28 protein-coding genes are annotated in these 25,228 nt (G+C 56.5%); 8 read left to right on the forward strand and 20 right to left on the reverse strand.

Annotated features, from left to right (window positions below; genetic code table 11):
• Position 1 precedes the first annotated feature (1 nt).
• From AAIR21_RS13190 to AAIR21_RS13240, 11 genes are all read right to left on the reverse strand, one after another.
• Complete coding sequence (locus AAIR21_RS13190; protein WP_040018244.1) at positions 2 to 1,693, reverse strand: glycosyltransferase family 2 protein; 1,692 nt, start codon at positions 1,691 to 1,693, stop codon at positions 2 to 4.
• Entirely contained in the window at positions 1,684 to 2,037 is a 354-nt protein-coding gene (locus AAIR21_RS13195) for an ApeI family dehydratase (protein WP_020884527.1), read from the reverse strand. Before AAIR21_RS13195 ends, AAIR21_RS13190 begins: the two co-directional genes overlap by 10 nt.
• Entirely contained in the window at positions 2,024 to 3,385 is a 1,362-nt protein-coding gene (locus AAIR21_RS13200) for an acyl-CoA synthetase (protein WP_183516882.1), read from the reverse strand. Before AAIR21_RS13200 ends, AAIR21_RS13195 begins: the two co-directional genes overlap by 14 nt.
• Positions 3,378 to 3,965, reverse strand: a complete 588-nt coding sequence (locus AAIR21_RS13205) for a hypothetical protein (protein WP_183516883.1) — start codon at positions 3,963 to 3,965, stop codon at positions 3,378 to 3,380. Before AAIR21_RS13205 ends, AAIR21_RS13200 begins: the two co-directional genes overlap by 8 nt.
• A gap of 6 nt (positions 3,966 to 3,971) precedes the next feature.
• Complete coding sequence (locus AAIR21_RS13210) at positions 3,972 to 4,223, reverse strand: acyl carrier protein (protein ID WP_014172033.1); 252 nt, start codon at positions 4,221 to 4,223, stop codon at positions 3,972 to 3,974.
• 13 nt (positions 4,224 to 4,236) lie between these two features.
• Positions 4,237 to 4,494: a phosphopantetheine-binding protein gene (locus tag AAIR21_RS13215; protein WP_020884530.1), complete on the reverse strand. Its 258-nt coding sequence runs from the start codon at positions 4,492 to 4,494 to the stop codon at positions 4,237 to 4,239.
• Positions 4,475 to 5,290: a lysophospholipid acyltransferase family protein gene (locus tag AAIR21_RS13220; RefSeq protein ID WP_025202835.1), complete on the reverse strand. Its 816-nt coding sequence runs from the start codon at positions 5,288 to 5,290 to the stop codon at positions 4,475 to 4,477. Before AAIR21_RS13220 ends, AAIR21_RS13215 begins: the two co-directional genes overlap by 20 nt.
• Positions 5,287 to 6,009 carry a beta-ketoacyl synthase chain length factor gene (locus AAIR21_RS13225; protein WP_040018231.1) on the reverse strand — a complete coding sequence of 241 codons (723 nt, stop codon included), beginning with the start codon at positions 6,007 to 6,009 and terminating at the stop codon, positions 5,287 to 5,289. Before AAIR21_RS13225 ends, AAIR21_RS13220 begins: the two co-directional genes overlap by 4 nt.
• 64 nt (positions 6,010 to 6,073) lie before the next feature.
• Entirely contained in the window at positions 6,074 to 7,138 is a 1,065-nt protein-coding gene (locus AAIR21_RS13230; RefSeq protein WP_014172029.1) for a methyltransferase, read from the reverse strand.
• Between the two features lie 67 nt (positions 7,139 to 7,205).
• Entirely contained in the window at positions 7,206 to 7,595 is a 390-nt protein-coding gene (locus tag AAIR21_RS13235; RefSeq protein ID WP_032679147.1) for an LptM family lipoprotein, read from the reverse strand.
• A 323-nt stretch (positions 7,596 to 7,918) separates the two neighbouring features.
• Positions 7,919 to 8,968 (reverse strand): AI-2E family transporter, encoded by a 1,050-nt coding sequence (locus AAIR21_RS13240; RefSeq protein ID WP_014172027.1) that lies wholly within the window; start codon positions 8,966 to 8,968, stop codon positions 7,919 to 7,921.
• A gap of 144 nt (positions 8,969 to 9,112) precedes the next feature.
• On the opposite strand from AAIR21_RS13240, the gene AAIR21_RS13245 reads away from it, so the two are divergent.
• Positions 9,113 to 10,330, forward strand: coding sequence for an MFS transporter (locus AAIR21_RS13245; RefSeq protein WP_183516884.1), 1,218 nt, complete (start codon positions 9,113 to 9,115; stop codon positions 10,328 to 10,330).
• Positions 10,331 to 10,334: 4 nt separating this feature from the next.
• On the opposite strand, the gene AAIR21_RS13250 is transcribed toward AAIR21_RS13245, so the two are convergent.
• Both AAIR21_RS13250 and AAIR21_RS13255 read right to left on the reverse strand, forming a co-directional pair.
• Positions 10,335 to 10,892: a DcrB family lipoprotein gene (locus AAIR21_RS13250; RefSeq protein WP_014172025.1), complete on the reverse strand. Its 558-nt coding sequence runs from the start codon at positions 10,890 to 10,892 to the stop codon at positions 10,335 to 10,337.
• Positions 10,893 to 10,964: 72 nt separating this feature from the next.
• Positions 10,965 to 11,630 (reverse strand): 7-cyano-7-deazaguanine/7-aminomethyl-7-deazaguanine transporter, encoded by a 666-nt coding sequence (locus tag AAIR21_RS13255; RefSeq protein ID WP_020884536.1) that lies wholly within the window; start codon positions 11,628 to 11,630, stop codon positions 10,965 to 10,967.
• 166 nt (positions 11,631 to 11,796) lie between these two features.
• Here AAIR21_RS13255 and tusA point away from each other — a divergent pair, with 166 nt between their 5' ends.
• The gene (gene tusA / locus AAIR21_RS13260; RefSeq protein ID WP_020884537.1) at positions 11,797 to 12,039 is read left to right on the forward strand and encodes a sulfurtransferase TusA; all 243 of its coding nucleotides are present in this window, start codon (positions 11,797 to 11,799) and stop codon (positions 12,037 to 12,039) included.
• Positions 12,040 to 12,097: 58 nt separating this feature from the next.
• On the opposite strand, the gene AAIR21_RS13265 is transcribed toward tusA, so the two are convergent.
• From AAIR21_RS13265 to AAIR21_RS13285, 5 genes are all read right to left on the reverse strand, one after another.
• Positions 12,098 to 13,384, reverse strand: a complete 1,287-nt coding sequence (locus AAIR21_RS13265) for a TRAP transporter large permease (RefSeq protein ID WP_014172020.1) — start codon at positions 13,382 to 13,384, stop codon at positions 12,098 to 12,100.
• A gap of 10 nt (positions 13,385 to 13,394) precedes the next feature.
• A complete protein-coding gene (locus AAIR21_RS13270) occupies positions 13,395 to 13,904 on the reverse strand; it encodes a TRAP transporter small permease (RefSeq protein ID WP_014172021.1) in 510 nt (169 codons plus the stop codon).
• 11 nt (positions 13,905 to 13,915) lie between these two features.
• Positions 13,916 to 14,887, reverse strand: coding sequence for a TRAP transporter substrate-binding protein (locus AAIR21_RS13275; RefSeq protein ID WP_014172022.1), 972 nt, complete (start codon positions 14,885 to 14,887; stop codon positions 13,916 to 13,918).
• A 175-nt stretch (positions 14,888 to 15,062) separates the two neighbouring features.
• On the reverse strand, positions 15,063 to 17,249 hold the full coding sequence (gene zntA / locus AAIR21_RS13280) for a Zn(II)/Cd(II)/Pb(II) translocating P-type ATPase ZntA (RefSeq protein WP_183516885.1): 2,187 nt from the start codon (positions 17,247 to 17,249) through the stop codon (positions 15,063 to 15,065).
• Positions 17,250 to 17,325: 76 nt separating this feature from the next.
• The gene (locus AAIR21_RS13285; RefSeq protein WP_014172018.1) at positions 17,326 to 17,952 is read right to left on the reverse strand and encodes a lysoplasmalogenase; all 627 of its coding nucleotides are present in this window, start codon (positions 17,950 to 17,952) and stop codon (positions 17,326 to 17,328) included.
• A gap of 129 nt (positions 17,953 to 18,081) precedes the next feature.
• Between AAIR21_RS13285 and AAIR21_RS13290 the strand changes: the two genes are divergently transcribed.
• On the forward strand, positions 18,082 to 18,441 hold the full coding sequence (locus tag AAIR21_RS13290; protein WP_014172017.1) for a DUF2500 domain-containing protein: 360 nt from the start codon (positions 18,082 to 18,084) through the stop codon (positions 18,439 to 18,441).
• Between the two features lie 47 nt (positions 18,442 to 18,488).
• On the opposite strand, the gene AAIR21_RS13295 is transcribed toward AAIR21_RS13290, so the two are convergent.
• Together AAIR21_RS13295 and rsmD are read right to left on the reverse strand one after the other, a co-directional pair.
• Positions 18,489 to 18,770 carry a DUF1145 family protein gene (locus tag AAIR21_RS13295; RefSeq protein WP_014172016.1) on the reverse strand — a complete coding sequence of 94 codons (282 nt, stop codon included), beginning with the start codon at positions 18,768 to 18,770 and terminating at the stop codon, positions 18,489 to 18,491.
• Positions 18,754 to 19,356 (reverse strand): 16S rRNA (guanine(966)-N(2))-methyltransferase, encoded by a 603-nt coding sequence (gene rsmD / locus AAIR21_RS13300; RefSeq protein ID WP_020884541.1) that lies wholly within the window; start codon positions 19,354 to 19,356, stop codon positions 18,754 to 18,756. Before rsmD ends, AAIR21_RS13295 begins: the two co-directional genes overlap by 17 nt.
• A 127-nt stretch (positions 19,357 to 19,483) precedes the next feature.
• Here rsmD and ftsY point away from each other — a divergent pair, with 127 nt between their 5' ends.
• The 5 genes from ftsY to AAIR21_RS13325 all read left to right on the forward strand — a co-directional run bounded on the left by ftsY (position 19,484) and on the right by AAIR21_RS13325 (position 25,176).
• Positions 19,484 to 20,950: a signal recognition particle-docking protein FtsY gene (ftsY, locus tag AAIR21_RS13305; RefSeq protein ID WP_151887733.1), complete on the forward strand. Its 1,467-nt coding sequence runs from the start codon at positions 19,484 to 19,486 to the stop codon at positions 20,948 to 20,950.
• A gap of 2 nt (positions 20,951 to 20,952) precedes the next feature.
• Positions 20,953 to 21,618: a cell division ATP-binding protein FtsE gene (gene ftsE, locus AAIR21_RS13310; RefSeq protein ID WP_014172013.1), complete on the forward strand. Its 666-nt coding sequence runs from the start codon at positions 20,953 to 20,955 to the stop codon at positions 21,616 to 21,618.
• Positions 21,611 to 22,666, forward strand: a complete 1,056-nt coding sequence (gene ftsX / locus AAIR21_RS13315; protein WP_014172012.1) for a permease-like cell division protein FtsX — start codon at positions 21,611 to 21,613, stop codon at positions 22,664 to 22,666. Before ftsE ends, ftsX begins: the two co-directional genes overlap by 8 nt.
• A 251-nt stretch (positions 22,667 to 22,917) precedes the next feature.
• A complete protein-coding gene (gene rpoH / locus AAIR21_RS13320; protein WP_014172011.1) occupies positions 22,918 to 23,775 on the forward strand; it encodes an RNA polymerase sigma factor RpoH in 858 nt (285 codons plus the stop codon).
• A gap of 135 nt (positions 23,776 to 23,910) precedes the next feature.
• Complete coding sequence (locus tag AAIR21_RS13325) at positions 23,911 to 25,176, forward strand: 4-aminobutyrate--2-oxoglutarate transaminase (protein WP_032679136.1); 1,266 nt, start codon at positions 23,911 to 23,913, stop codon at positions 25,174 to 25,176.
• The last annotated feature ends 52 nt before the right edge of the window (positions 25,177 to 25,228 follow it).

Consider the following 25,228-nt stretch of genomic DNA (forward strand, 5'->3'; position numbering starts at 1 on the left):
TTTACTCCTTCTCTTTGGCATCCGGCAGGTGCCAGAAATCGAAAAAATTAAACCAGTCGAGCGGTGACATTAAGGCGTAATGCTCAAGCCGCTGTGCATAGCGATCGACGGCCTGTTGCAGCGCCTGCTGGCGCTCCCCGCGTGGCAGAAGCAGCGGGTCGGCAAATGGTTCGCAGTGTATCGTGAGCGCATCCTGCTGACGCAGGGCGTAAATCAGCACCACCGGGCAGCGCAGAATGGAGGCGAGAATAAACGGCCCTTGCGGGAACGGGGCGGGCTGTCCCATAAACGAACTCCATATCACCCGCCAGTCGCCGCCGCGCTGTGGCGTGACCGCTATGCGATCGCCCACAATGGCAACCCACTCACCGCGCTCAAGCTTCTCTTTGATGGCGATAGCGGTATCCGGGCCAATGTCCGTCACGGGCATCAGGTTAACCCCGGCCTGGGGTGCCATCTCGGTCATGATCTGTTTAAAGCGCTGCGCGTTATCGCTAAAGACCAGCGCGTTGATGACTTTGCTGCCTTCCAGCTGAGCCAGTGCCCGGCAGGCTTCCACATCGCCAAGATGCGATGCGAGCAGCAGTTTACCTTGCGATGCGTCAGCATCCAGCACGTCATACGCACCGGGAGCAAAGACCACGTCACGATGAAACTTCAGTTCGCCGCGCCAGCTGGCGACTTTATCCAGCATGGCGTTACCGAAGCGCATAAAATGGAAAAAGCTGTTAAGGCGTGGCGGAACAGGCATGTTCCGCTGCGTCAGCACCTGCTTCACTCGTGCTGTCCACTGCTGTGAAGCCTGTCGCGCCGGTCGGGCCGTAAGCCAGTACACCCCGATAACCGGCCACAGCAGCACGGTAAAGGCCCGGCGGCCAAACAGCTGCCAGACGCGCAGCATCAGGCGCATTCCCCACAGGCCCTTCACCTCGTCCTGCTGCGCCCAGTGCTGGCGGCGACGACGCAACAGCAGGGCGGGAATGCGGGGCAGCATGCCGAAGAACAGCCGGGTGTGCATCAGCGAGATCCGCACGTTGTCTTTGAGCGCGTCGAAATGGGATAACCCGTCCGGCGGATAGGTAACGCGGGTCGGCAGAAAATAGCTGGTATTGCCCTGCCAGTAGAGACGGACCATCACTTCGGTGTCAAAGTCCATACGTTTGCCAAGCGGCACGCGTGCGGCCAGCTGCAGCGTGGGCGAGACCGGGTAGACCCGAAAACCGCACATGCTGTCTTTAAGTTGCAGGGACAGGGTTTCAATCCATACCCAGACGTGCGTTATCCAGCGACCGTAGAGGCGGGAGCGCGGAATGGAATCATCGTAAATGGGCTGGCCAGAAATCAGCGCCTCCGGGTGACGCTCAGCCAGAGCCAGCATTTTGGGGATATCCTCAATAGCATGCTGGCCGTCGGCATCCACCTGTACGGCGTGGGTATAGCCCGCGCGGGCAGACTCTTCCAGCCCCTTAATGACCGCGGCACCTTTACCTGCGTTTTGCGCCAGACGTACCAGCGTAACCTGGGGCTGCCCGGCGGCCAGACGCTCCAGAATGCGGCGCGTCTGCTCGTCACTTCCGTCATCGACCACCAGACAGGGCAAGCCGAACGGTGCCAGCCGCGACAGTACTTTTGCCATCATCGCGCCATGGTTGTAGCACGGGATCAGCACGCAGGGGCGGAAGGTTACTGACACAGGCGAATCTTCCCGCTGCTGGCAGTATGGCGATCGTCACCGGCATGGCGCTGGTAGCTGAAGGTCAGTATCTGACGTTCGGCATGCCAGTTAAGGACCAGCGTGACCGTGGTATCCGGCAGCAGAGGGGCCTGGAATTTCACATTTTGGATGCTGTGAAAACGGTAACCCGGTGCCAGCAGCGTGGTGGCGTAGTGCATGACCCAGTCAATCTGTGCCACACCTGGCAGCAACGGCTGTACGGCAAAATGCCCCTGGAACCAGAACAGGGAGGGGTCAAGATGCAAAACGATTTCCAGGTGCTGCGGCTGTGCCTGGTGGCGTTCGATTTCATGAATTTTCATGAAACAACTCCTGTAACTGCGCATAGACACGCTTGTTCATACTGTTTACCGGCATCTCATCGATAATGCGCCAGTAGCGGGGGACGGCGACCGGCTCAAGCCAGGGCCGCAGGGCGCGGCGCCAGGCCAGTTCCTGCGTTTTTTTGCCCTGCTGATGCCAGCGCTGACGGGTCTTCTCATCCAGAACCAGCAGGACACCTATACCCTGACGACCTCCGCGGGTAACCGGTAACGCTGCGGCTTCACATATGCCCTCAAGCTCCAGCAGGCGACGTTCAATCTCGTTCAGTGAGATACGCTTTTCTTCGATTTTGACCACCCGACCACGACGTCCGGCAATGCTAAAAAAACCGTTACTGTCGAAGTGCAGGATATCGTCCAGCTCTAACCCTGCGGCTTCGTGAATGAGCGGGGAGGTCACGCGGCAGATTTCCCCTTCACTCTGGAACACCACGCCGGGGAAGGCGAACCAGGGTACGCTGTCCGCCTGACGATGCCGCCAGGCGAGGATCCCGGTTTCGGTGCTGCCGTAGATTTCATCCGGCCAGACGTTAAGCCAGCCATGGGTCTCCGTGACATCGCACCAGGGCAGCATTCCCCCGGCGGAGATCAGCATCACGACGGGAGGGGCAGTCAGCTCGGTATCCAGCCGTTTCAGGAATGCCGGACTGCTGATAAAAAGGTACTGCCTGTCGTGAGGGAGTGCCGCCAGCTGCTCAGCGTAATAAAGCATGGCGGCGTGCAGCGGAAGCCCCATCGCCATTGGCAACATGATGCGGAACGTCAGGCCATAGAGATGTTGTGGCACAACCGAGGCCACAATGCTGCAGCCCGCCAGGCGTTCGCCAAAACGGTTCGCCAGCAGGCACGCTTCACGGTCCAGGCTGGCGATGTGCTTAATGACCCGGCGCGGGGTGCCCGTGGAGCCCGAGGTAAAGAGTTCAACAAAGCGCGCGTCGTCAATGACGGGCAATGGTGCCCATTGGCGCGCGCTCTGAGGGGAGGAGGTCACCACAATGACCTTTCCCTGAATATCCAGCGTCTGATCGCTCAGGACACCGCTAAACAGCGACTGCTGTTCGTCGAGCAGTGAGACCCGGCTATGGCCTGGAATGACCGGGGTTTTACCGGCATGCAGTGAGGACAGCAGCGCAACAATAAACAGGTAGCTGTTTTCAAAGCACAGCGCCCAGCGTTCACCCTCCTGCTGTCGCAATACTTCTACCAGCAAGGTGACATCGTGGCGCAACTCACCCAGCGTCCAGGTGCGATCGTCAAGCCAGGCGATCGGCGTGTCGTCAGGGCGTGGAGCATTTAACCACTGGCCCAGCGGGAGAGGTTTATTCATCGAGCTTCTCTTTTTTCATCACCCGTTGACGCACCAGCCACTCTGTCGCCATCAGCGTACCCATCAGAAAATAAGCCACCATACCGTTCCACACTGTCCAGACATGCATATCGCCGTGTAGCACGGTTAACAGGGCTATCGCACCGTTACCGAGGAAAAAACCGCACCACACCAGCGTCACCTTACGGGTATATCGCACACCCGCCGGAGGCAAATTCGGTTCACGCAGACGTGCCAGCCGTTCAACCAGCGGCATGGTTGTCCACAGTGAGCCGCCAAACACGGCCAGCATCACGAGATTAACCACCACCGGATAGAGCAGCAGCCACTGATGCGCTTTCAGCAGATAGCTCGCCGCGCAGAGCGCCAGGCCTGCCAGCGCAATGCACTGCACCACATACCGCATCGGGCCTGCGTTTCGCCGCGCCTGATGCAGACGCAGCACCAGCACCAGGGCCATCAGCGGCAACAGCCAGTGCAGACCGTTGTGCGTCAGCCCCAATCCAATCAGGAATGGCCATGCCAGCAACACGACTCCCGTCAGGAGTGGGATCGCCGGAAACGCTCGTCCTCCAGGCACGGTGGTTTACTCGTCGCGCAAAAGCTGAGCGACAGCGTCAACCACATCCTGCACGGTACGGACAGATTTGAAGGTTTCCGGTTTGATTTTCGTCCCCGTTTTCTTCTGCAGGTGAACAATCATGTCCACTGCATCAATACTGTCCAGATCCAGATCTTCGTACAGGCGAGCCTCAGGCGTGATTTCCTGTGGGTCGAGTTCAAACAGCGTAGCCAGGAGTTCGCAGACTTCCTGATAAATGGTTTCTTGTTCAGTCATAACGGATCACATCTCAGGCGCGTTGAGCGTTGATAAAAGAAGCCAGCGTGGCGACGGAAAAGAAGTGCTGACGCATCTCTTCGCTTTCGGCAGACAGCACCACGCCATACTGGTTTTTCACGGCCAGGCCAAGTTCCAGGGCGTCGATAGAGTCGAGACCCAGTCCATCACCAAACAGCGCAGCATCGGTATCGATATCCTCGGCGGTGAGCTCGTCCAGATTCAGCGTGGTGATGATGAGATTTTTAATTTCAAGATGAAGCGCTTGCATCATTAATTCCTGACAAAGATTGAAGGCCTGATGTTAATCGATGCTGCAGATGCCGGTTTAACTGCCTTGCCGCCAGTGCCGGTTCTTGTGTCTTTGCATCGTAAAAAGCGTCGATATTCACGCGATCGCGAACATCTACGGTGAAAACAGGTTTTACGGGCGGTACGTCGTACCAGTGACTTTTTTTATCCAGCAGAGGTTCGCTGCAGTGGATCACCACGATGCGCAGGTCGCTGTGGCAGCGCACGGCAATATTTGCCGCGCCGCGCTGGAGGGAGATTGCCTCTCCCGACCGGGTTCGTGTGCCTTCCGGGAAGATTAACAGCGTGTCGCCCTGGGCCAGACGCTGCTGGCTTGCACTGAGGAGCGTTTCCGCTTCGCTGTTAATCAGGTAATCCGCTGCGCGAATGACGCCGCTGACAAAGGGGTTGCGGAGCAACGCACTTTTCACCAGACAGTCGGTTTCGGGCATGACGGACGCCAGGATCACGTAATCAATCAGCGTCGGGTGATTGGCCACCACCAGACAACCGCGATCCCCGCGAAGGGCGTCAAGATTGTGAATGCGATAGTCCAGTACCCCCGTGCCACGGGCGACATGTAAGAAAAAGCGGAAGCTGGCCGCGATACTGCGACGCGCCAGGCGACGGCGTCTGGCGCGGTCGCGCTGAACCAGCAACAGCAGATTGAACCACACCAGCGACAGCAGCAGCCCGCCCGTGCCAAACAGCACGAAGCAGAAGCCGGTCATCATCAGACGCCATAACCAGTTGATACGGGCAGTCAGGCGGCTCATTCGCGTGTCCATTGCCACAGCAGACGTTCGCCTGAAACCACAAACTGTCGTTCATCGCGGAGGTACCGTTGCAGGAACATCAGGCTCTGCGGCAGGGGAGGTTCTTCACCCGTGCTGCCGCTGCGGGTTTCGCACTGCAGTGTGCTCCCGGCTTCAATCACCAGGGCCAGTGCGTAGGGCCAGGTAGGCATCTGCGGCGGTAAACCCGGATGATAAAAATCGGGCAGGGCACCGTCAAAATCGACCAGCAAGACGCGGGAATAGCCCGCCTGAAGCAGGCTCAACACTTCACATAATGCCTGCTGGAAGGTGTCCAGCCCGGCAGAAACAGAAGACGAGACGATGGGGTGTCGCGCAGTGATCGTCAGGTTGCCCACCGCCGAATTGTGCACGGACATGGCAAAGTCTGTCGGCGAGACGGCCTGACCGGTCGCCAGGGAGTGCAGGATGCGGAAATTACGCTCCAGTTCGCCATGACGGCTGGAATAGACAACGGCATCAATCGCGTGGCGGCGAAGCAGGGTGAGTCCAAGGTCTACCGCCAGCTTACTGCCCGAGTTGAGGCGGCGCGCGGTCATCATCGGCAGTTCGGTAAGCTTAGGCAACGGCGCAGCCGGGTCGAGGGTAAGGTGCTGGCGTGACCACGCCTGCCACTCTGCGGCATCGCTCAGGCCTGGCGCTCTTGCCTGCCAGTCAATTATGTTCAGTGAAAATTTCATCTACGCGCGTCCGCGGAAAACCATCATTAAAAGACAGGCAAGCCTGCCGGGCAGTTCAACTGCTCTATTGTTCAATTTTTTGACAAATCAATAGGGTATGACCTACCCCAAGGTTGTCCAGCCGCTGTTCTACGTGGAAACCGGCCCGCTCCAGGTAGTGATAAAATTTCTCTACACTGTAAAACCGGCTGTTGCCGTTCGCCATACAGGTGAAATAAAGCGAGGTAGCATTCAGGCTGAATGAGGCGGCTTCAAATTTTTGGGCATCCCAGAACAGTTCCATGATGCACAGTCGCGCGCCGGGCTTCATAACCTGTGCAACGCGAGTCAACATGGCGACAATCTGGTCCGGAGAGAAACAATCCAGGAACTGGCTCATCCACCAGATATCGGCTTCACCCGGCAATGTCGCATGACTAAGCATATCGACAGCATGGAAGCCAATGCGATGAGATAAACCTGCTTTTTCGATGTTTTCCTGCGCCAGCGTTATCTGCTGTGGCAGGTCAAGGATCGTCACGGCAACATTGTCGTCATAGCGGCAGCAGCGTAACGCCCATTTACCCGTATTTCCGCCCACATCGTACAATTTTGTCGGCGAGCTTGCGAATATATATGGCAGCGCCGCGTCGAAAGCGGCATCAGAATAGTAATGATCAAAAGCGAACCAGCTCTCTTTTGCCTGCGCGGGTAATTGTGATAATGCCGGATAGATGGTTGGCCAGTTACCAAACACGGATAATCCCGCCGGTTTTTCTTCCTGCAGGGCATCGGCCAGATGGAATAATCCCTGGTAACAAACATCCTGCGTGAAATCCATATTCACGCGGGTCATGGTGTCATGCAATAAGAAATGGCCCACCTTTGCCAGGAAATAGCGTCCTTCTTTACAGGTAACGATCCGTCCGCTTAATCCCATATCCAGCAATACGCTTACGCTATAACTGCTCAGGGTACTGTTTTCGGTTATTTCCTCGAGACTTGCCCCTGTTTTCCCCTTTTTATCCAGCCAGGAAAGCACGCCCGAATTACGCAGACAACGCGCGGTCTGAAACAGCATCGGCGCAAAAGCGATGCGTTGCGCTTCGGTAATGGCGTCCAGCGCGTTGAGGGTGTCCTTTTCGTACATGCGTGCGTAACCTTATGAGGCCGAGAAAAACGTTATCGGGCCATGTCGGCCCGACATGAGGAAAATATTACAGCGCGGCACCTGCAGAGAGGTTCATCTGAATATCGTGGTCGAGGTTATGAACCCAGCGGTTATAGTTCTTGTGGATTTTACCGTCGGCGGCTTTCAGGTTCATACTGCTTTCGTAATTAATTGAATAGCTTGTCGCAGAATAAGGAATACGGATTTCGACCGAATGGTCGCGTGCCTGCAGACGGCCTTTAATTACGCCCGGGCCCGCTTCGCTCATGATCCAGTCGCGCTTCTGGCCTGCTTTCAGAATGGCGGTTTTCACCTGCTCAGCGGTGTGGCCTGTACTGACAGTAGCGTGAACCTGATCGATTGGGGCGGTACGCGCGCAACCGGCCAGTGCGCCGACGACAGCAACAGTAGCAAACCATTTAATGATCTTTTTCATCAACAACTCCGTATCAATAATAACAATTTAAATCAGAAATTTTAAAAAATTATATTTTGGCGGGGTATTATCGCTAATGAAGATAATTTTTGTCGATATAAAAGTGGGTGTTTATTTTACGCGAGGGGAGGTGTAATGCATTGAAACGAAAGGGTGAGAATTATATGTCATGTAATTTGCGTTAAATAAATATTTGCATGACGATTCATTTATTAGGGCAAGATAAATAACGCGAAATCCTCCTTACCGAAAATGAAAATTACCGCGCGGTGAGCGTCGCGGTAATTTTCGGTGTGTTGCAGAGTTACGCGTTGTGGGACCCGTTATCCCGGCAGGCGGCTTTTCGGTCGCCCGGGACCCAACAGGATCGCCAGTTTGCTGCCACCTTTGGTGGTTTCCATCCAGATCTTACACACGCTGGTCAGCGGTACTGACAGTAACATCCCGACCGGCCCCAGCAGCCATCCCCAGATCAGCAATGACAAGAACACCACCAGCGTCGACATTCCGAGACGGTGGCCCATCATGCGCGGCTCAAGGATATTGCCCAGCACCATATGCACGACCAGGAACAGCGCCCCCACCAGCATGCACTCGTAAAAGCCATTGAACAGAAACGCCTGAATCATCGGCGGCACGGCGGAAAGCACCGCGCCGATGTTGGGTACGTAGTTCAGCAGAAACGCCAGTACGCCCCACATCAGCGCGAACTGCACGCCCATCAGCATCAGTCCCAGCCAGACAATCACCCCGGTCCAGACGCTTAACAGCGTTTTCAGGGCCAGATATTTGGACACGCCCTTCAGGGCCCGGTGTAAACCCGCAATATGAATTTGCGGGTTATTCAGCGCAAAGCGCAGCTTATAAGGAACATGGCGGACCTCGAACAGCATAAACACCACCGTCATCACCAGCAGCAGGATGCTGGCCATCGCGCCGGAAAGGCCGGTCATCAGGGTGGTGGCGTAGGTCATGACCTTCTCTGAATCCATGCGGCGTAACATCCGCTCGGGTGAGATATGCAGGTTAAGAAAAGGCATCATCTCCTGAAGCGAAACGATCTTACGCGTCAGCTCTTTGTTGTACTGCGGGAGCATGGTGGAGAATTCACTGAGCGACGCCGCGAGCACGCCGAAAAGCGCCGTCAGGGCAATCATCATCACGATGACCACGATAGTAATGGCCACCGGACGGCTGATGCCCCGGCGCAAAAACCAGGTCACCAGCGGATTAAGCACAATGGCAAAAAAGAGCGCCAGCAGGAGCTGGACAATGATGTCAGCGGCAGCATGGATACCTGCAAGGATAACCACCAGGCAGGCGAGTTTTAATAAGATGTGAAGTCCTGCTTTGTCGGACTGGTTCGGTATCATGCGGGTTCCTTAATGTGATAGCCCGTTAAGTGTAGTGCCCGGTGGCCGCTTCGTCTGGAGCCGATAATCTGAAAGTCAGTGCTGATTTTCTTATCCTGCCGTGGTAATAGTGAAACACTGTTGTAAAAATTCAGGTTAAACCCCATGCCAGAGCATGCCGCCGAACCGGCGCTGAGCGGATTGCGCCTCAATCTGCGCATTGTTTCCGTTGTGATTTTTAACTTCGCCAGTTATCTGACGATTGGCCTGCCGCTGGCGGTGTTGCCGGGCTATGTCCATGACGTCATGGGTTTTAGCGCATTCTGGGCGGGGCTGGTCATCAGCCTGCAGTATTTCGCCACGCTCCTGAGCCGCCCGCATGCCGGGCGCTATGCGGATCTGTTTGGGCCAAAGCGCATCGTCATTGTGGGGCTCTGCGGCTGTTTTCTGAGTGGTCTGGGCTACCTGCTGGCCGCCACCACCAGCCACTGGCCGCTGGTCAGCCTGGCGCTGCTCTGTCTGGGGCGTGTGATTCTGGGTATTGGGCAAAGTCTGGCGGGTACCGGTTCGACGCTGTGGGGCGTGGGTGTGGTGGGTGCGTCCCATATTGGCCGGGTGATCTCCTGGAACGGTATCGTCACCTACGGCGCAATGGCGCTGGGCGCACCGCTGGGGGTGATCTGTTATGCCTATGGCGGGCTATCCGGGCTGGCTATCACCATTATGGTCGTCGCGCTGCTCGCGATTCTGTTTGCCCTGCCGCGCCCGAAGGTGAAGGCCAGCAAAGGCAAGCCACTGCCGTTCAGGGCGGTGCTGGGGCGCGTCTGGCCTTATGGTATGGCGCTGGCGCTGGCAACCACCGGCTTCGGCGTGATCGCCACGTTCATCACTCTCTTCTATGACGCCAAAGGCTGGGACGGCGCAGCCTTTGCCCTGACGCTGTTTAGCTGTGCGTTTGTCGGCGCGCGTTTGCTCTTCCCGAACGGTATCAACCGTCTGGGGGGACTGAATGTGGCGTTGATCTGCTTTGCGGTAGAGATTGTCGGGCTGGTGTTGACCGGGATTGCCACCGCACCGTGGATGGCGAAAATGGGCGTTTTCCTCGCCGGCGCAGGCTTTTCGCTGGTCTTCCCGGCACTCGGCGTGGTCGCGGTAAAAGCCGTGCCACAGCAGAACCAGGGGTCGGCGCTGGCGACCTACACGGTGTTTATGGACATGTCGCTGGGCATTACCGGGCCGCTGGCAGGGCTGGTGATAGCGTGGGCAGGGGTACCGGTAATCTATCTTGCCGCGGCGGGTCTGGTGGTTATCGCATTGATGCTGACATGGCGGCTAAAAAAATGGCCCCCGGTGCAGGCACCGGAGGCCACGTCATCATCGTGAAGAATTACTGGATCACGATGGTGTTAATGATGTTTTCAGCAGCTGTCTGCGCTTTCTGCTGATTTTCCGCCGGCAGAGTGATCTGCAGGGTCAGCAGTTTATTATCGACCTTACCAAGCACCACGGAAGAGTAAGCGGTCTGGCCTTTTGCTGAAATGATGCTGTCCAGCTGTTGCAGCGTGTGGCCTTTCAGTTCGATAGATTTATTGGTCACGACCTGCAGCTGCGGATCGCGGCTGCGCTGCTGATCTTCCAGACGTTTAGTCATGACGGCCAGGTCTTCGCTGGTGTCGTCGCCCACAATCACAATAACGGCTTTCTGCCCGGTTGCATCGGAGTAAACGTGCATATTGTTCGCCTGGGTACCCAGCTTGCCGCTCTGGTCAGTCATATCTGCTGGCAGAGAGAAACTGAGTTTACCGTCCAGCAGACTCACCGGCTGACCGGTGGCGTTGCTCTCTGCAGACGCGCCCTGAGCAGGCGTTTTCGTGTCGCTATTATCACAGGCTGCAAGGCCCACAACCAGCAGGCCAATCCCGACATATTTAACCAGATTGCGCATTAACTTCTTCCTTTCGATAAACGGCCATAACGGCTGATTGGCTCATCTTATCACAACTGATAAAGCGAACCCTTAACCAGCCTGCAATGCTGTGATTTCAGATTTATCTGCGAGTCTTTTCAGCAGCATATTCAGCAGGACGCCGTACATCGGCAGGAAGAACACAATGCTGATAAGCACCTTGAAGCAGTAGTCTACAAGGGCGATTTCCATCCAGTGCTGGGCCATAAATGCGTCCGGGCTACGCCAGAATGCGATAAAGAAGAAGGCCAGCGTGTCGCTGACGTTGCCGAACAGCGTGGACGCCGTGGGTGCCATCCACCAGCGATGATTTTGACGCAGGCGGTTAAACACGTGAACGTCGAGGATCTGCCCCAGCGCGTAGGCCATAAAGCTGGCGGAGGCGATACGGGCGACAAACAGGTTGAAGTGCGTTAACGCCTCGAACCCCTGCCAGCTTCCCATATAAAACAGGGAAGAGATCACGTACGAAATGAACAGCGCCGGCAGCATGACCGCAAAAATAATGCGGCGAGCCAGCGGTGCGCCGAAAATACGCACGGTCAAATCAGTGGCGAGAAAAATAAACGGGAAACTGAACGCGCCCCATGTGGTATGAAAACCAAAGATGGAGATCGGGAGTTGCACCAGATAGTTGCTGGAGGTAATCACCAGCAAATGAAAAAGCGAAAGCCAGAACAACGCTTTAACGCGCTGCGAATCAGAAAACTGCATCATGTTGTAACCTTTTTATACGTTGGGGTGAGGGAACCCAATAAAAACCGCAGCATGATACTGCTTTGACCGGACATTGCAATGGTTAGTTTTTACGCAATCGTTAACCTGGTTGCATTGCCGACGATGGGGCGTAAACTACAGCCGTTTTTACCTGACCGAGAAGAACATGACCGATCTGTTTTCCAGCCCAGACCACACCCTTGATGCTCAGGGCCTTCGCTGCCCGGAGCCGGTAATGATGGTACGTAAAACCGTGCGCAACATGCAGACCGGTGAGACGCTGCTGATCATCGCCGACGACCCCGCCACCACCCGCGACATTCCCGGTTTTTGTACCTTTATGGAACATGAGCTGGTGGCACAGCAGACCGAAACGCTGCCGTACCGGTATGTGATCCGTAAGGGGTAATTGCGGCCTGATGGCCTCACCCCGACCCTCTCCCACCGGGAGAGGGCGGAAAACGGCGTTACTGCATCCCTAACACGCGCGGCAGCCACAGCGAGATGGCCGGGATGTACGTCACCATCGCCAGCACTACCAGCAGCATGCCGTAAAACGGCAGCATGGCGCGAACCACATGCTCGATTTTCTGTTTACTTACCGCGCTCGCCACAAACAGCACCGAACCGACCGGCGGCGTAATCAGCCCGATCCCCAGGTTCACCATCATGATCATCCCAAAATGCACCGGATCGATGCCCAGCGAATTGGTCACCGGCAACAGCACTGGCGTCAGGATCAGGATGATCGGTGCCATGTCCATTAACGTGCCGATCAGCAGCAGCATGATGTTGAGATACATCAGGATCACGTACTTGTTATCGGAGAGCGAGGTGAAGAACTCGGTGATACGGCTCGGGAGCTGCATGTAGGTCATCACCGCGCCAAACGCCGCCGCAAAGCCAATCAGTATCATCACGATGGTGACGGTTTTCACCGTCCTGCACATCAGCTTCGGCAGTTCGTTCCATTTGTAGTCCCGGTAGATAAACATGGTGACAAAGAACGCCCACAGACAGGCCACAGCAGCGGATTCCGTTGCGGTAAATATCCCGGACAGTATCCCACCGAGAATAATCACTACAGTCATCAGCCCCCACAGCGCGTCCAGCGTGATTTTCAGCGCCTGCTTAAAGGGAATTTTTTCCCCTTTCGGGTAGCCACGTTTGCGGGCAAAGCCCAGACACATTGCCATCAGGCTTACGCCGAGCAGCAGCCCTGGCAGCACCCCCGCGATAAACAGCGTCGCGATAGAGACCGTCCCGCCTGCCGCGAGGGAATAAATTACCGAGTTGTGGCTGGGCGGGATCAAAATCGCCTGTACCGACCCGCTGGCGGTCACCGCCGCCGCATAATCGCGCGGATAGCCCTTCTTCTCCATCTCCGGGATCATTACGCTGCCAATGGAGGCCGTATCCGCCACCGACGAGCCGGAAATCGCGCCGAAGAACGTGGAGGCCACAATATTCACCAGCGACAGCCCACCGCGAATAAAGCCAACAAACACGTAGGCGAAATTGACCAGCCGTCGGGCAATCCCCCCTTCCGCCATAATCGCACCCGCGAGAATAAAGAAGGGGATCGCCAGCAGCGTGAATTTATTCACCCCGCTGGTTATCTGAATCATCAGCGCCTCGAGAGGTAAATCTATCCACAACGCGCCCGCGACGGCGCTTAGCCCGACGGCAAAGGCCACCGGCATCCCCAGCGCCAGCAAAATGGCGAGGGTGAATAACAAAACGAATGCATCCATTGTTCACCCCTTAACTGTGGTTGCCGATCAGCACGACGGGACGGTTTTCCTGCGAGCCAAACAGCAGGCGCTCAATCACAAACAGGATCAGAACGGCAGAGCCCACCGGCAGCGGCAGATAGCTCTCGCCGGAGGTCAGGACCGGAAATTCGGCGACCGGTTGCTCCCAGAGTTCGACGCACAGCCAGTAGCTGTACCAGAACATCAGGCCAGCGATCAGCAGCATCAGCAGATCAACGGCCCGTGCGCAGACGGTTTTTAACGGCCCGGGCAGCCGGTCGGTGAGCATATTCACCGCAATGTGCGAACCGGCACGGTAGCTGACCGCCGCGCCGATAAAGGTGAAGGTCACCATGCAGATGATGGCAACCGGCTCCGGCCAGGATTCACCGCGGTTAAGCACATAGCGCGAAAAAATGCCGATGGGGATCACAATCGTCATCACCAGCAGCGAAATGCCCGCCACGGCCATCGCCAGCAGGTAGAGACGGTCCATCCACTTCAGATAGAGTTCGGACATACTTACTCCGGTTACTTGACGTCAGCGATGGCTTTCATCAGATCCTGATGCTTTTCGCCATACTGGGCGCGCACCGGCTCTGTGGCTTTGATAAATACCGTTTTGTCGATCTCGTGGAACTGCACCCCGCCAGCCTTCATTTTTTCCAGCGCCTGGGCGTTATAGGCTTCCCACAACTTACGTTGTTCAAACTGGGCTTCACGGGCCAGGGTCAGGATCTTTTTCTGCTCGTCGGCGCTGAGTTTGTCCCACTTCACTTTTGAATAGAGCAGCATTTCCGGGGTGATAAAGTGGCCGCTGAGGGTGTAGTTTTTGGCGACCGGCATATAGTTATGCGCGACATAGGTCGGTGGATTATTCTCCGCGCCGTCAATCACGCCGGTTTGCATCCCGCTGTAAACTTCGCTCACCCCCATTGCCACCGCGTTAGCACCCATATCTTTCAGCGTCGCCAGCGCCACCGGACTGCCCTGTACGCGGATTTTCTTCCCTTTCAGATCGTCGGGTTTAACAATCGGATCTTTGGTGATCAGGTTGCGGGTGCCGGAGTCCATCCAGCCGAGGAACACCAGTCGTGATTTCGGGTTGGCAGTTAGCTTATCGCCAATTTGCTTGCCGATATCCCCGTCGATCACTTTGTGCATGTGGTCTTCATCGCGGAAAACGTAGGGCAGCGTGAAGACTTCGATATCGGGCAGGATGGCCGCCACCGGCGCCATCGAGACGCGGATCATATCGATCGCCCCCATCTGCGCCTGCTCAATCATCTGTTTTTCATCCCCCAGCACGCCGCCGGGGAAGACCTTGATCTCCAGCTTGCCGTCGGTTTGTTGTTTGAGTTTTTCACCCATTTGCTGAACCGCCACCACGTTCGGGTAGCCTTCAGGGTGCACATCGGCGGCTTTGATGGTTTGCGCAGCGACAGAGCAGGCAAAAGCGGAGAGGCACAGGGCGGCCAGTAACGGCTTGAGGGTCGTTTTCATCGGGTCAACTCCAGGGTAGTGAGATAAGCGTTAAAACAGTGTTTTATTTTTGTACGCTTAAAAACTAGACTACGGCCGGAAAAGCGGAGGTGAAGCGCCTCACAAAAGCGTGAAATTTTGAAACGATGGTTTAGAAAGGTTTTCTCCCTCTCCCGGTGGGAGAGGGCATCTCGTGTTATTGTCGACGTAATAAGCGGAGCGCGTTCGCCGTCACCAGTACCGTCGCGCCGGTATCCGCCAGCACAGCCAGCCACAGGCCGGTTATACCGAGCAGCGTGGTGACCAGGAAAATTCCCTTCAGGCCCAGCGCAATCCCGATGTTCTGACGGATATTGGCCCGCGTGGCGCGCGCCAGAGCAATCATCTGCGCCAGCCCGGTCAGGCGGTTGTGGGTGAGCGCCGCGTCGGCGGTTTCGAGCGCCACGTCGGTGCCGCTGCCCATTGCAATGCCAATGGTGGCGGCTTTCATCGCCGGGGCATCGTTGATGCCGTCACCCACCATTGCCAGCGGTGCATGGTTGTTCAGTTCCGTTACGGCGCGCACTTTATCCGCAGGCAATAACCCGGCTTTAAACGCCAGCCCCAGCTCACCGGCAATCGCTGCCGCGGCTCGCGGGTTATCCCCGGTGAGGATCACCCCCTGCACGCCCAGTTGATGCAGCGCGGCGACGGCGTCTTTTGCATCGTCACGCAGGGTGTCACGCAGTGCCAGCATCCCTATCGCCACGCCGTTTTGCACCACCATCACCACGGTTTGCCCGGCCTGTTCCAGCGCCTGGACTTGCTGACTCAGCCCGGCCGCCGGAAACGTATTCGCGGCAACGATCAGGACGTTATTCTCTTCAACGTCGGCTTCAATCCCGGACCCGACCAGCGCCCGCTGTGCGGTGGCGGCAGGGATGTCCAGCCCACGCGACTGCGCCTCGCGGACTATTGCCTGTGCCAGCGGGTGGGTGGAGCCTTGTTCGACGGCAGCGGCCAGGGTGAGCAGCGTATTTTCACTGCCCTCCTGAGGATAAATGCCCGTGACCTGCGGTTTACCCACCGTCAGCGTACCGGTTTTATCGAAGGCGATATGTTGTACCTGGCTCAGTTGCTCCAGCGCCGCACCGCCTTTAATCAGCGCTCCACGACGCGCCGCGGCCGCCAGACCGGAGGTAATGGCCGCCGGCGTGGAGATCACCAGCGCGCACGGGCAACCAATCAGCAGCAATGTCAGACCTTTATAAACCCAGCCTTCCCAGGCTGCGCCCAGGAATAACGGTGGAATAATTGTCACCAGCAGAGCGACCAGCATGATGGCGGGGGTGTAGATCCGGCTGAAGCGATCGATAAAGCGCTCAACGGGTGCGCGACGCTCCTCAGCCTCTTCAATCAGCTTCAGGATGCGGTCGATGGCGCTCTCACCCGGTCCGGAGAGGACCGTGAGTTGCACCAGACGATCGACGCTGGTGGCGCCTGCAGGCACTTTCTCGCCCGCTGAGCGTTCAACCGGAATCGACTCGCCGGTGAGGGCACTTTCATCGAAACTCGCCGTGGCGGTAAGCAGTTCACCGTCCGCAGGCAGACGCCCGCCGGCGGCGACCTCAATCACATCACCCGGGCGCAGCGTGTTAATTGCCACCGTCTGGCGTTCGCTGCCCGTCACCCGCGTTGCGGTTTCCGGTTTCAGCGCCATCAGCGCGCTGACCCCTTTCCGTGCCCGACTCGCCGCCCAGCCCTCAAGGCGCTCGCCAATTAAGAACAGCAACAGCACCATGGCCGCTTCCGCCGTCGCGCCAATAAACAACGCGCCGATCGCTGCCACGCTCATCAGCGTTTCGATGGCGAACCAGCTTCCGCTTTTCATCAGCCGCACGGCCTGACGGGCAATCGGGAACAGTCCGACAAGCGTCGTGGCGATGAACGCCAGGTTACCGAACGGGTGGTTAAATTGCTCCAGACCCCAGCTCAGGGCCATCATGATGATAAGGGTGATAATGGGCAGGTTTTCTCGCAGGGCTGACGTCTTTTCGACAGGTGCGGTTTCGCTGCGCAGGCTGTAACCGGCCTTACTGACGGCGGCTTCAACCAGCGTGCTGATGTCATTATCGGCGCTGACCAGCAGCTTCTCGGTGGCGAAGAGCACCTGGACGTGGCTGACGCCGGGGACCTGTTTTACCGCGTTTTCGACTTTACGGGCGCAGGCCGCGCAGTCCATACCGTTGACCACCCAGCTGTAGCGGTTTGCGCTTTCAGGGAGCGGCAGCGTGTTTTGCGTTTCGCATGCGCCGTCGCAGCAGCAGTCGTCCTTCGCGGGAACGGGGCTGAGCTTAAGTGCCGAGAATTGTGGAACTTTTTTAGGTGTTTCTGGAGTCGACATGGCAGTCTCCGGTAATGATAATTTTCTCATTAACCGCAGCATACACTCTGGAGTCGACTCCAGAGTCAAGGCTTATTTAGATATACAGTGAACGCACAATCAGGAAGTGACCGGCAAAGTAGCAGGCGGCGGCAATCGCGTTATCCGCACGGAAGCGGCGACGATAGTGGCTGCCCAGCCAGACGATATTCCCGAGTAACAGCAGCGTGGCACCAAAGAACGCGGACATTGCCGGTGCCGTCGGACGGAAGAACCACAGTTCACCCGCCAGCCATACCATCACCAGCGTCATGGCGATAAACGTGCAGACAGGCAAGCGCATCTCTTCCAGACGCGTCCAGATCACCGCGATCAGCAGCGCGCCAATGACCAGCAGCACCAGCGGCAGCGGCCAGAAGAAGGAGAGCGTCATCTGGCTGGCGAAGTAAATGGTATAAAGCAGATGCGACAGGAAAAATGCCCCAACGGCATACAGCAGGCGCTGTCGCGGCAGCAGGGTTAAGGCATCACCAATCAGGGACGCACACAGACCGGCAAGAACCAGATAGCTGACGGCGTTAAACATGGGCGCTTGCCAGGCAAGCAGCAGGAGTAACAACAGCGTGACGGGTTTAAACAACCATCGCTGCCAGGCAGGGCCGCGATAGGATGCATCGACGTAAAGCCATGCGGAAAAACAGACAGCGATAAATGACCAAAGCATATTAACTCCCTGTAACTGTTGAGTCTGAATAATCAGTTTCTTCTTCAGTGTAGTGATGGGGGCAGGCGTTTGGCAATGCCGGGGAAGGCAGGGTATGCTGAATTCCGTATAATCTGATGGGATTTTTGAATGAGCAAGATGCCGCTTTTTTTCGTTATCGTGGTGGCGATTATCGTCATTGCCGCCTCCTTTCGTTTCGTGCAGCAGCGCCGTGAGAAGGCGGACAACGATGCCGCGCCGTTGATGCAAAAACGCGTGGTGGTAAGCAATAAACGCGAGAAAGCCCTCAATGACCGACGCTCGCGCCAGCAGCAGGTTACGCCGGCGGGAGCCACCATGCGCTATGAAGCGAGCTTTAAGCCGGAAACCGGCGGGCTGGAGATGACCTACCGTCTGGAGGCGCAGCAGTACCATCAACTGACGGTGGGAGAAAAAGGGATGCTGAGTTACAAAGGGTCGCGGTTTGAAGGGTTTACGCCAGATCGGTAATGTTCCCTCTCCCGCAGGGAGAGGGGTAGGCTGAGGCTTGAGGCGCCTTACTTCTTCGCCTGGGCCTTAAATTTCTTCATCCACACCAGCAGTTCAAATACGCCAAAAATAAACACGCGCAGCTGCTGCCAGCCGGTCATCTGCGGACCGTCTTTTGGCAGGCCGTTTTTCAGCATCACCATCTGCAGGGCGTGCATGAAGGTGGTAAAGATAAAGGCCACGTTCACAAAGATGTTCATCGGGCGCGGGAACGGGTGCACCAGATTGAGGAGCAGAAATGCCCAGACGCCCAGCATCAACAAACGTCCCACATTAATCAGTACTGGCATTGGATTCTCCTTGTGCCTGACGGTGATACAGACGATAAGCGACCTGACCTGCCACTTTTTCTCGGTGCAGATCCCAGTGTACCGGGACCGGCGGTAAACCATTTTCGACTTCGCTTTCGACGTAGATTAACGCGTCATCCGCCAGCCAGCCGTTGTTTTCCAGCAGGGATAACGTCTCTTCCAGCAGCCCCTTGCGGAACGGCGGGTCGACAAACACCACGTTGTGCGGCGTGCCCTTTTGCGCGAGGAAGCTCAGTGTGTTGGTATTCACTACTTTGGCGTTGGTCGCTTTCAGCGTTGCCAGATTTTGCTGCAACGTCTGCGCAACGCCGCGCTCCATTTCCAGCAGCGTGGCGCTGGCGGCATAGCGCGACAGCGCCTCCAGACCCAGCGCGCCGCTGCCCGCGAAGCAGTCCAGGCAGTGGGCATCCACCATTGAGGGGGCCAGCCAGTTAAACAGCGTTTCGCGTACGCGGTCCGTGGTTGGGCGTAGTCCGGGGCTATCCGGCACCGGTAATTTCCGGCCTCGCCACTGGCCGCCGATAATACGAATTTGACCGGCTGGGGCGCGGTTGGGTTTCTTCATCTCTGGAAAGCTCTGTTAACAATTGGCCTGCGATTGCGGGCGGTGATGTCAATTAAGTAAAGTGTTAGACTATTTCATCATTTTTTTAGCTTCCATGTATATAGCGCCGCGAGGAGTGTAGTCGCAGATGGCAAAACAAAAAAAACGTGGCTTCTTTTCCTGGCTGGGCTTCGGTGAAAAAGAGCAAGAAACAGAGCAGAAAACCGAAGAACAACAAGCCGTTGAAGAGCAGTCTCAGCCTGAAACGCCGGTAGAAACTGCCGCCGTTGTCGACGCGGAAGAGCACGCGCACAGCAAAGAAGAGACCGAAGCCTTTGCTGAAGAGGTGGTGGAAGTTACCGAACAGGTTCAGGAAAGCGAGAAGCCAGAACCCGTTGTGGTAGAAGACGTTATCGATACGCCGCAGGCGATTATCGAGCATGAAACGTTGCCACTGCCGGAAGAGGTGAAAACCGAAGAGGTTTCAGCGCAGGAGTGGCAGGCCGAGGCAGAAACCGTCGAAATTGTTGAGGCGGTGGAAGAAGAAGCACAAGACGAGCCAGCGCTTACCGACGAAGAGCTGGAAGCCCAGGCGCTGGCGGCAGACGCGGCGGAAGAAGCGGTTATCGTCGTGCCGGTGGAAGCGCAACCAGAGCAGGGTGAAGAGGTTGCTCAGGAGCAGGAAAAACCCACCAAAGAAGGTTTCTTCGCCCGCCTGAAGCGTAGCCTGCTCAAAACCAAAGAAAACTTAGGTTCCGGATTTATCAGTCTGTTCCGCGGCAAGAAGATCGACGACGATCTCTTTGAAGAGCTGGAAGAGCAACTGCTGATCGCCGACGTTGGGGTGGAAACAACCCGTAAGATCATCGCCAGTCTGACCGAAGGGGCGAGCCGCAAGGAGCTGCGTGACGCCGAAGCGCTGTACGGTCTGCTGAAAGACGAGATGGGCGAAATCCTCGCAAAAGTTGACGAACCGCTTAATATTGAAGGCAAAACGCCATTTGTTATTCTGATGGTTGGCGTGAACGGTGTGGGGAAAACCACCACCATCGGCAAGCTGGCGCGACAGTTTGAGCAGCAGGGCAAATCGGTAATGCTGGCGGCAGGTGATACCTTCCGTGCGGCGGCGGTTGAGCAGCTGCAGGTCTGGGGCCAGCGTAACAACATCCCGGTGATTGCGCAGCATACCGGTGCGGATTCCGCCTCCGTTATCTTTGACGCTATCCAGGCGGCGAAGTCGCGTAACGTGGATGTGCTGATTGCCGATACCGCAGGGCGTTTGCAGAACAAAGCGCACCTGATGGAAGAGTTGAAGAAAATCGTCCGTGTCATGAAGAAGCTGGACGAAGAGGCACCGCATGAAATTATGCTGACCATTGATGCCAGCACCGGACAGAACGCCATCAGCCAGGCGAAGCTGTTCCATGAAGCGGTAGGGCTGACCGGGATCACGCTGACCAAACTGGACGGCACCGCGAAAGGCGGGGTGATCTTCTCCGTGGCCGATCAGTTCAATATTCCTATCCGTTACATCGGTGTGGGCGAGCGTATTGAGGATTTACGTCCGTTTAAAGCGGACGACTTTATTGAGGCACTATTTGCCCGAGAGGACTAACAATGATTCGCTTTGAACACGTCAGCAAGGCCTATCTCGGTGGGAGACAAGCGCTGCAGGGGGTGACATTCCACCTGCAGCCAGGCGAGATGGCATTCCTGACCGGCCATTCCGGCGCGGGGAAAAGTACCCTGCTCAAGCTTATCTGTGGGATCGAGCGGCCGAGCGCCGGGAAAATCTGGTTCAGCGGCCATGATATTAGCCGTCTGAAAAACCGTGAGGTGCCGTTCCTGCGTCGTCAGATTGGCATGATTTTCCAGGACCACCACCTGCTGATGGATCGCACCGTTTTCGATAACGTGGCCATTCCGCTGATTATTGCCGGTGCCAGCTATGATGATATCCGTCGTCGCGTCTCTGCGGCGCTGGATAAAGTCGGGCTGCTGGACAAAGCGAAGAACTTCCCGATCCAGCTGTCTGGCGGTGAACAGCAGCGTGTGGGGATTGCCCGTGCGGTGGTGAACAAACCTGCGGTACTGCTGGCGGATGAACCGACCGGTAACCTGGACGACGCCCTGTCAGAAGGGATTTTGCGTCTGTTTGAGGAATTTAACCGCGTTGGGGTGACGGTATTGATGGCAACGCACGACATCGGGCTGATTTCCCGTCGTTCGTACCGCATGCTGACCCTGAGCGACGGTCATTTGCACGGAGGCCTCGGTGAATAAGCGTGATGCAATAAACCAGATTCGGCAGTTCGGAAACCGGTTTGACCGCTTCCGTAAGCCGCAGGGCGGCGGTGACGGCAATCGTAATGCGCCAAAGCGTGCGAAAGCGGCGCCTAAGCCGAACTCCCGCAAAACCAACGTGTTCAACGAGCAGGTGCGTTATGCGTTCCACGGTGCGTTGCAGGACCTGAAAAGCAAACCGCTGGCGACGTTCCTGACGGTGATGGTGATTGCCATCTCCCTGACGCTGCCAAGCGTCTGCTACATGGTCTATAAAAACGTTAACCAGGCGGCGTCGCAGTACTATCCTTCTCCGCAGATCACGGTCTATCTGGATAAGGCGCTCGACGATAACGCGGCGGCGCAGGTTGTGGGGCAAATCCAGGCCGAACAGGGCGTAGAGAAAGTGAATTATCTCTCTCGTGAAGAAGCCTTGGGCGAGTTCCGTAACTGGTCAGGCTTTGGCGGTGCGCTGGACATGCTTGAAGAGAACCCCCTCCCGGCCGTGGCGGTGGTGATCCCGAAACTCGATTTCCAGGGGACCGATTCGCTCAACACCCTGCGTGACCGCATCACCCGTATCAACGGGATTGATGAAGTGCGCATGGATGACAGCTGGTTTGCGCGTCTTGCTGCGCTGACCGGGCTGGTAGGGCGCGTGGCGGCGATGATTGGTGTGCTGATGGTGGCGGCGGTCTTCCTTGTCATCGGTAACAGCGTGCGCCTGAGCATTTTCGCGCGTCGCGACACCATCAACGTGCAGAAACTGATTGGTGCGACGGATGGCTTCATCCTGCGTCCGTTCCTGTACGGCGGCGCATTGCTCGGTTTTTCCGGCGCATTTCTTTCACTGATATTGTCAGAAATTTTGGTGATGCGGCTGTCCTCTGCCGTAACCGAGGTGGCGCAGGTTTTCGGAACGAAGTTTGATATCAGTGGCTTAGGGTTCGATGAGTGCCTGTTACTGTTGCTGGTGTGCTCAATGATCGGCTGGGTGGCAGCATGGCTGGCAACCGTGCAACATTTACGTCACTTTACTCCCGACTAATAAAAGCGTGATATAATCTTTCCCTGCACCGAGATGTTCGCTCTGCAGGGAAAGCGTCCCTGTTGTCTCTTCCCCTGTTATCATCTCCATGTCACAATTTGTGCGTAATTTATTCACCGTTGCACCTGGAACTTGTGGATAAAATCACTGTCTGATAAAAGAGTGAATGCTAATCTCGTGGCTCAAACGCTTTGGCATGGTTGTTGCCTGATGGGGACAGCCTGGACCAGAAGAAACATTGAGAGGAATGAATGACCAAAGAAATGCAAACTTTAGCTTTAGCCCCTGTTGGTAACCTGGAATCTTATATCCGGGCTGCGAACACCTGGCCGATGTTAACGGCCGAGGAAGAAAAGGAGCTTGCTGAAAAGCTGCATTACCAGGGCGATCTGGAAGCAGCGAAAAAGCTGATCCTGTCTCACCTGCGCTTTGTTGTTCACATTGCTCGTAATTATGCGGGCTATGGCCTGCCGCAGGCGGACTTGATTCAGGAAGGTAACATCGGTCTGATGAAGGCTGTACGTCGCTTCAACCCGGAAGTGGGTGTGCGACTGGTCTCCTTCGCCGTGCACTGGATCAAAGCAGAAATTCATGAATACGTGCTGCGCAACTGGCGTATCGTGAAAGTCGCCACGACAAAAGCGCAACGTAAACTGTTCTTCAACCTGCGTAAAACCAAGCAGCGTCTGGGCTGGTTCAATCAGGATGAAGTTGAAATGGTGGCGCGCGAGCTGGGCGTATCCAGCAAAGACGTGCGTGAGATGGAATCCCGTATGGCCGCGCAGGACATGACCTTCGATATGTCCTCCGACGACGACGGCTCTGACAGCCAGCCAATGGCACCGGTTCTGTATCTGCAGGATAAAACCTCTAACTTTGCTGACGGCATTGAAGAGGATAACTGGGAAGATCAGGCCGCGAACAAGCTGACTTCAGCAATGGAAGGCCTCGACGAACGTAGCCAGGATATTATCCGCGCCCGCTGGCTGGACGAAGACAACAAGTCCACGCTGCAGGAGCTGGCCGACCGCTACGGCGTCTCCGCTGAACGTGTGCGTCAGCTTGAAAAGAACGCCATGAAAAAACTTCGCGCCGCTATCGAAGCGTAATTTCCGCGATGTCCCCGATAACCCTCGAATGCAAATTCGGGGGTTTTGTTTTTTTATCTCCCGCTCTGGCGAATTCCCTCCCCCTGGCAAACACTTACAGATGCGCTAAGCAGGTGACTTTCTCAGGGGGACAGGGTGAAAAACAGTGAACTGAATGACCGGCGTTTGCAGGCGACGCCGCGCGGTATCGGCGTGATGTGTAACTTCTACGCCGATAAAGCCGAAAATGCCACGGTGTGGGACGTCGAGGGTAACGAGTATATCGACTTCGCCGCCGGGATTGCGGTGCTGAATACCGGCCATCGGCATCCAAAAGTTATTGCCGCCATCGAAAAACAACTCCACGCATTTACCCATACGGCATATCAGATTGTCCCGTACGAAGGCTATGTGGCGCTTGCCGAGCGTATCAACCAACGTGTACCCGTTGATGGGCCTGCCAAAACGGCTTTCTTCTCTACGGGAGCAGAGGCGGTCGAAAACGCGGTAAAAATTGCCCGCGCGTATACCCGTCGTCCTGGCCTGATCGCCTTTGGCGGTGCCTTCCACGGCCGTACCTTTATGACGATGGCGTTGACGGGGAAAGTGGCGCCGTACAAACTCGGTTTCGGTCCGTTTCCAGGATCGGTTTATCACGCACACTATCCAAATGATCTGTACGGCGTCAGCACGGCAGAAGCGTTAAAAAGCCTCGAACGCATCTTCAAAGCCGACATTGCGCCGGACCAGGTGGCGGCCATTATCCTGGAACCGGTTCAGGGGGAGGGGGGATTCAACATTGCCCCCGCCGATTTTATGCAAGCCCTGCGCGAACTGTGCGATACGCACGGAATTTTGCTGATTGCCGACGAAGTGCAAAGTGGCTTTGCGCGAACCGGCAAGCTGTTCTCGATGGAACACCATTGCGTGAAGCCGGATTTGATCACCATGGCGAAAAGCCTGGCCGGCGGGATGCCGCTCTCGGCGGTCTCTGGCCGGGCGGAAGTGATGGATGCCCCCGCACCTGGCGGGCTGGGCGGGACTTACGCCGGCAACCCGCTGGCGATTGCCGCAGCCCATGCCGTGCTGGATGTGATTGATGAAGAGGATCTCTGCACGCGCGCGGCGCATCTTGGCCATCATCTGGTGGAAGTGCTGAACAAAGCGAAGGGCGACTGTCCGTTTATTGCCGATATCCGTGCCCAGGGCTCAATGGTGGCGGTGGAGTTTAACGACCCGCAAACCGGACTGCCGTCGCCGGAATTCACGCGTCAGGTCCAGGAGCGTGCGTTGCAGGAAGGTCTATTGCTGCTGAGCTGCGGCGTGTACGGCAACGTTATCCGTTTCCTCTATCCGCTTACCATCCCCGAAGTTCAGTTCCGTAAAGCGCTGGATATTATCTCCGCGTCGCTGACACGTTAAAGCCCTGGCCCGGCGGTGATCCCTGCCGGGCTTATCATATATTCATTTCAAA

The organism is Enterobacter sp. PTB (genome assembly GCF_051130085.1).
Lineage (GTDB): Bacteria > Pseudomonadota > Gammaproteobacteria > Enterobacterales > Enterobacteriaceae > Enterobacter > Enterobacter ludwigii.

What these genes read in the sequence shown, in the direction of transcription:
- AAIR21_RS13195 (WP_020884527.1), bottom strand. Translation starts at nt 2,037, where the DNA reads ATGAAAATTCATGAAATCGAACGCCACCAGGCACAGCCGCAGCACCTG.
- AAIR21_RS13200 (WP_183516882.1), bottom strand. Translation starts at nt 3,385, where the DNA reads ATGAATAAACCTCTCCCGCTGGGCCAGTGGTTAAATGCTCCACGCCCT.
- AAIR21_RS13210 (WP_014172033.1), bottom strand. Translation starts at nt 4,223, where the DNA reads ATGACTGAACAAGAAACCATTTATCAGGAAGTCTGCGAACTCCTGGCT.
- AAIR21_RS13215 (WP_020884530.1), bottom strand. Translation starts at nt 4,494, where the DNA reads ATGCAAGCGCTTCATCTTGAAATTAAAAATCTCATCATCACCACGCTG.
- AAIR21_RS13220 (WP_025202835.1), bottom strand. Translation starts at nt 5,290, where the DNA reads ATGAGCCGCCTGACTGCCCGTATCAACTGGTTATGGCGTCTGATGATG.
- AAIR21_RS13225 (WP_040018231.1), bottom strand. Translation starts at nt 6,009, where the DNA reads ATGAAATTTTCACTGAACATAATTGACTGGCAGGCAAGAGCGCCAGGC.
- AAIR21_RS13230 (WP_014172029.1), bottom strand. Translation starts at nt 7,138, where the DNA reads ATGTACGAAAAGGACACCCTCAACGCGCTGGACGCCATTACCGAAGCG.
- AAIR21_RS13235 (WP_032679147.1), bottom strand. Translation starts at nt 7,595, where the DNA reads ATGAAAAAGATCATTAAATGGTTTGCTACTGTTGCTGTCGTCGGCGCA.
- AAIR21_RS13240 (WP_014172027.1), bottom strand. Translation starts at nt 8,968, where the DNA reads ATGATACCGAACCAGTCCGACAAAGCAGGACTTCACATCTTATTAAAA.
- AAIR21_RS13245 (WP_183516884.1), top strand. Translation starts at nt 9,113, where the DNA reads ATGCCAGAGCATGCCGCCGAACCGGCGCTGAGCGGATTGCGCCTCAAT.
- AAIR21_RS13250 (WP_014172025.1), bottom strand. Translation starts at nt 10,892, where the DNA reads ATGCGCAATCTGGTTAAATATGTCGGGATTGGCCTGCTGGTTGTGGGC.
- AAIR21_RS13255 (WP_020884536.1), bottom strand. Translation starts at nt 11,630, where the DNA reads ATGATGCAGTTTTCTGATTCGCAGCGCGTTAAAGCGTTGTTCTGGCTT.
- tusA (WP_020884537.1), top strand. Translation starts at nt 11,797, where the DNA reads ATGACCGATCTGTTTTCCAGCCCAGACCACACCCTTGATGCTCAGGGC.
- AAIR21_RS13265 (WP_014172020.1), bottom strand. Translation starts at nt 13,384, where the DNA reads ATGGATGCATTCGTTTTGTTATTCACCCTCGCCATTTTGCTGGCGCTG.
- AAIR21_RS13270 (WP_014172021.1), bottom strand. Translation starts at nt 13,904, where the DNA reads ATGTCCGAACTCTATCTGAAGTGGATGGACCGTCTCTACCTGCTGGCG.
- AAIR21_RS13275 (WP_014172022.1), bottom strand. Translation starts at nt 14,887, where the DNA reads ATGAAAACGACCCTCAAGCCGTTACTGGCCGCCCTGTGCCTCTCCGCT.
- zntA (WP_183516885.1), bottom strand. Translation starts at nt 17,249, where the DNA reads ATGTCGACTCCAGAAACACCTAAAAAAGTTCCACAATTCTCGGCACTT.
- AAIR21_RS13285 (WP_014172018.1), bottom strand. Translation starts at nt 17,952, where the DNA reads ATGCTTTGGTCATTTATCGCTGTCTGTTTTTCCGCATGGCTTTACGTC.
- AAIR21_RS13290 (WP_014172017.1), top strand. Translation starts at nt 18,082, where the DNA reads ATGAGCAAGATGCCGCTTTTTTTCGTTATCGTGGTGGCGATTATCGTC.
- AAIR21_RS13295 (WP_014172016.1), bottom strand. Translation starts at nt 18,770, where the DNA reads ATGCCAGTACTGATTAATGTGGGACGTTTGTTGATGCTGGGCGTCTGG.
- rsmD (WP_020884541.1), bottom strand. Translation starts at nt 19,356, where the DNA reads ATGAAGAAACCCAACCGCGCCCCAGCCGGTCAAATTCGTATTATCGGC.
- ftsY (WP_151887733.1), top strand. Translation starts at nt 19,484, where the DNA reads ATGGCAAAACAAAAAAAACGTGGCTTCTTTTCCTGGCTGGGCTTCGGT.
- ftsE (WP_014172013.1), top strand. Translation starts at nt 20,953, where the DNA reads ATGATTCGCTTTGAACACGTCAGCAAGGCCTATCTCGGTGGGAGACAA.
- rpoH (WP_014172011.1), top strand. Translation starts at nt 22,918, where the DNA reads ATGACCAAAGAAATGCAAACTTTAGCTTTAGCCCCTGTTGGTAACCTG.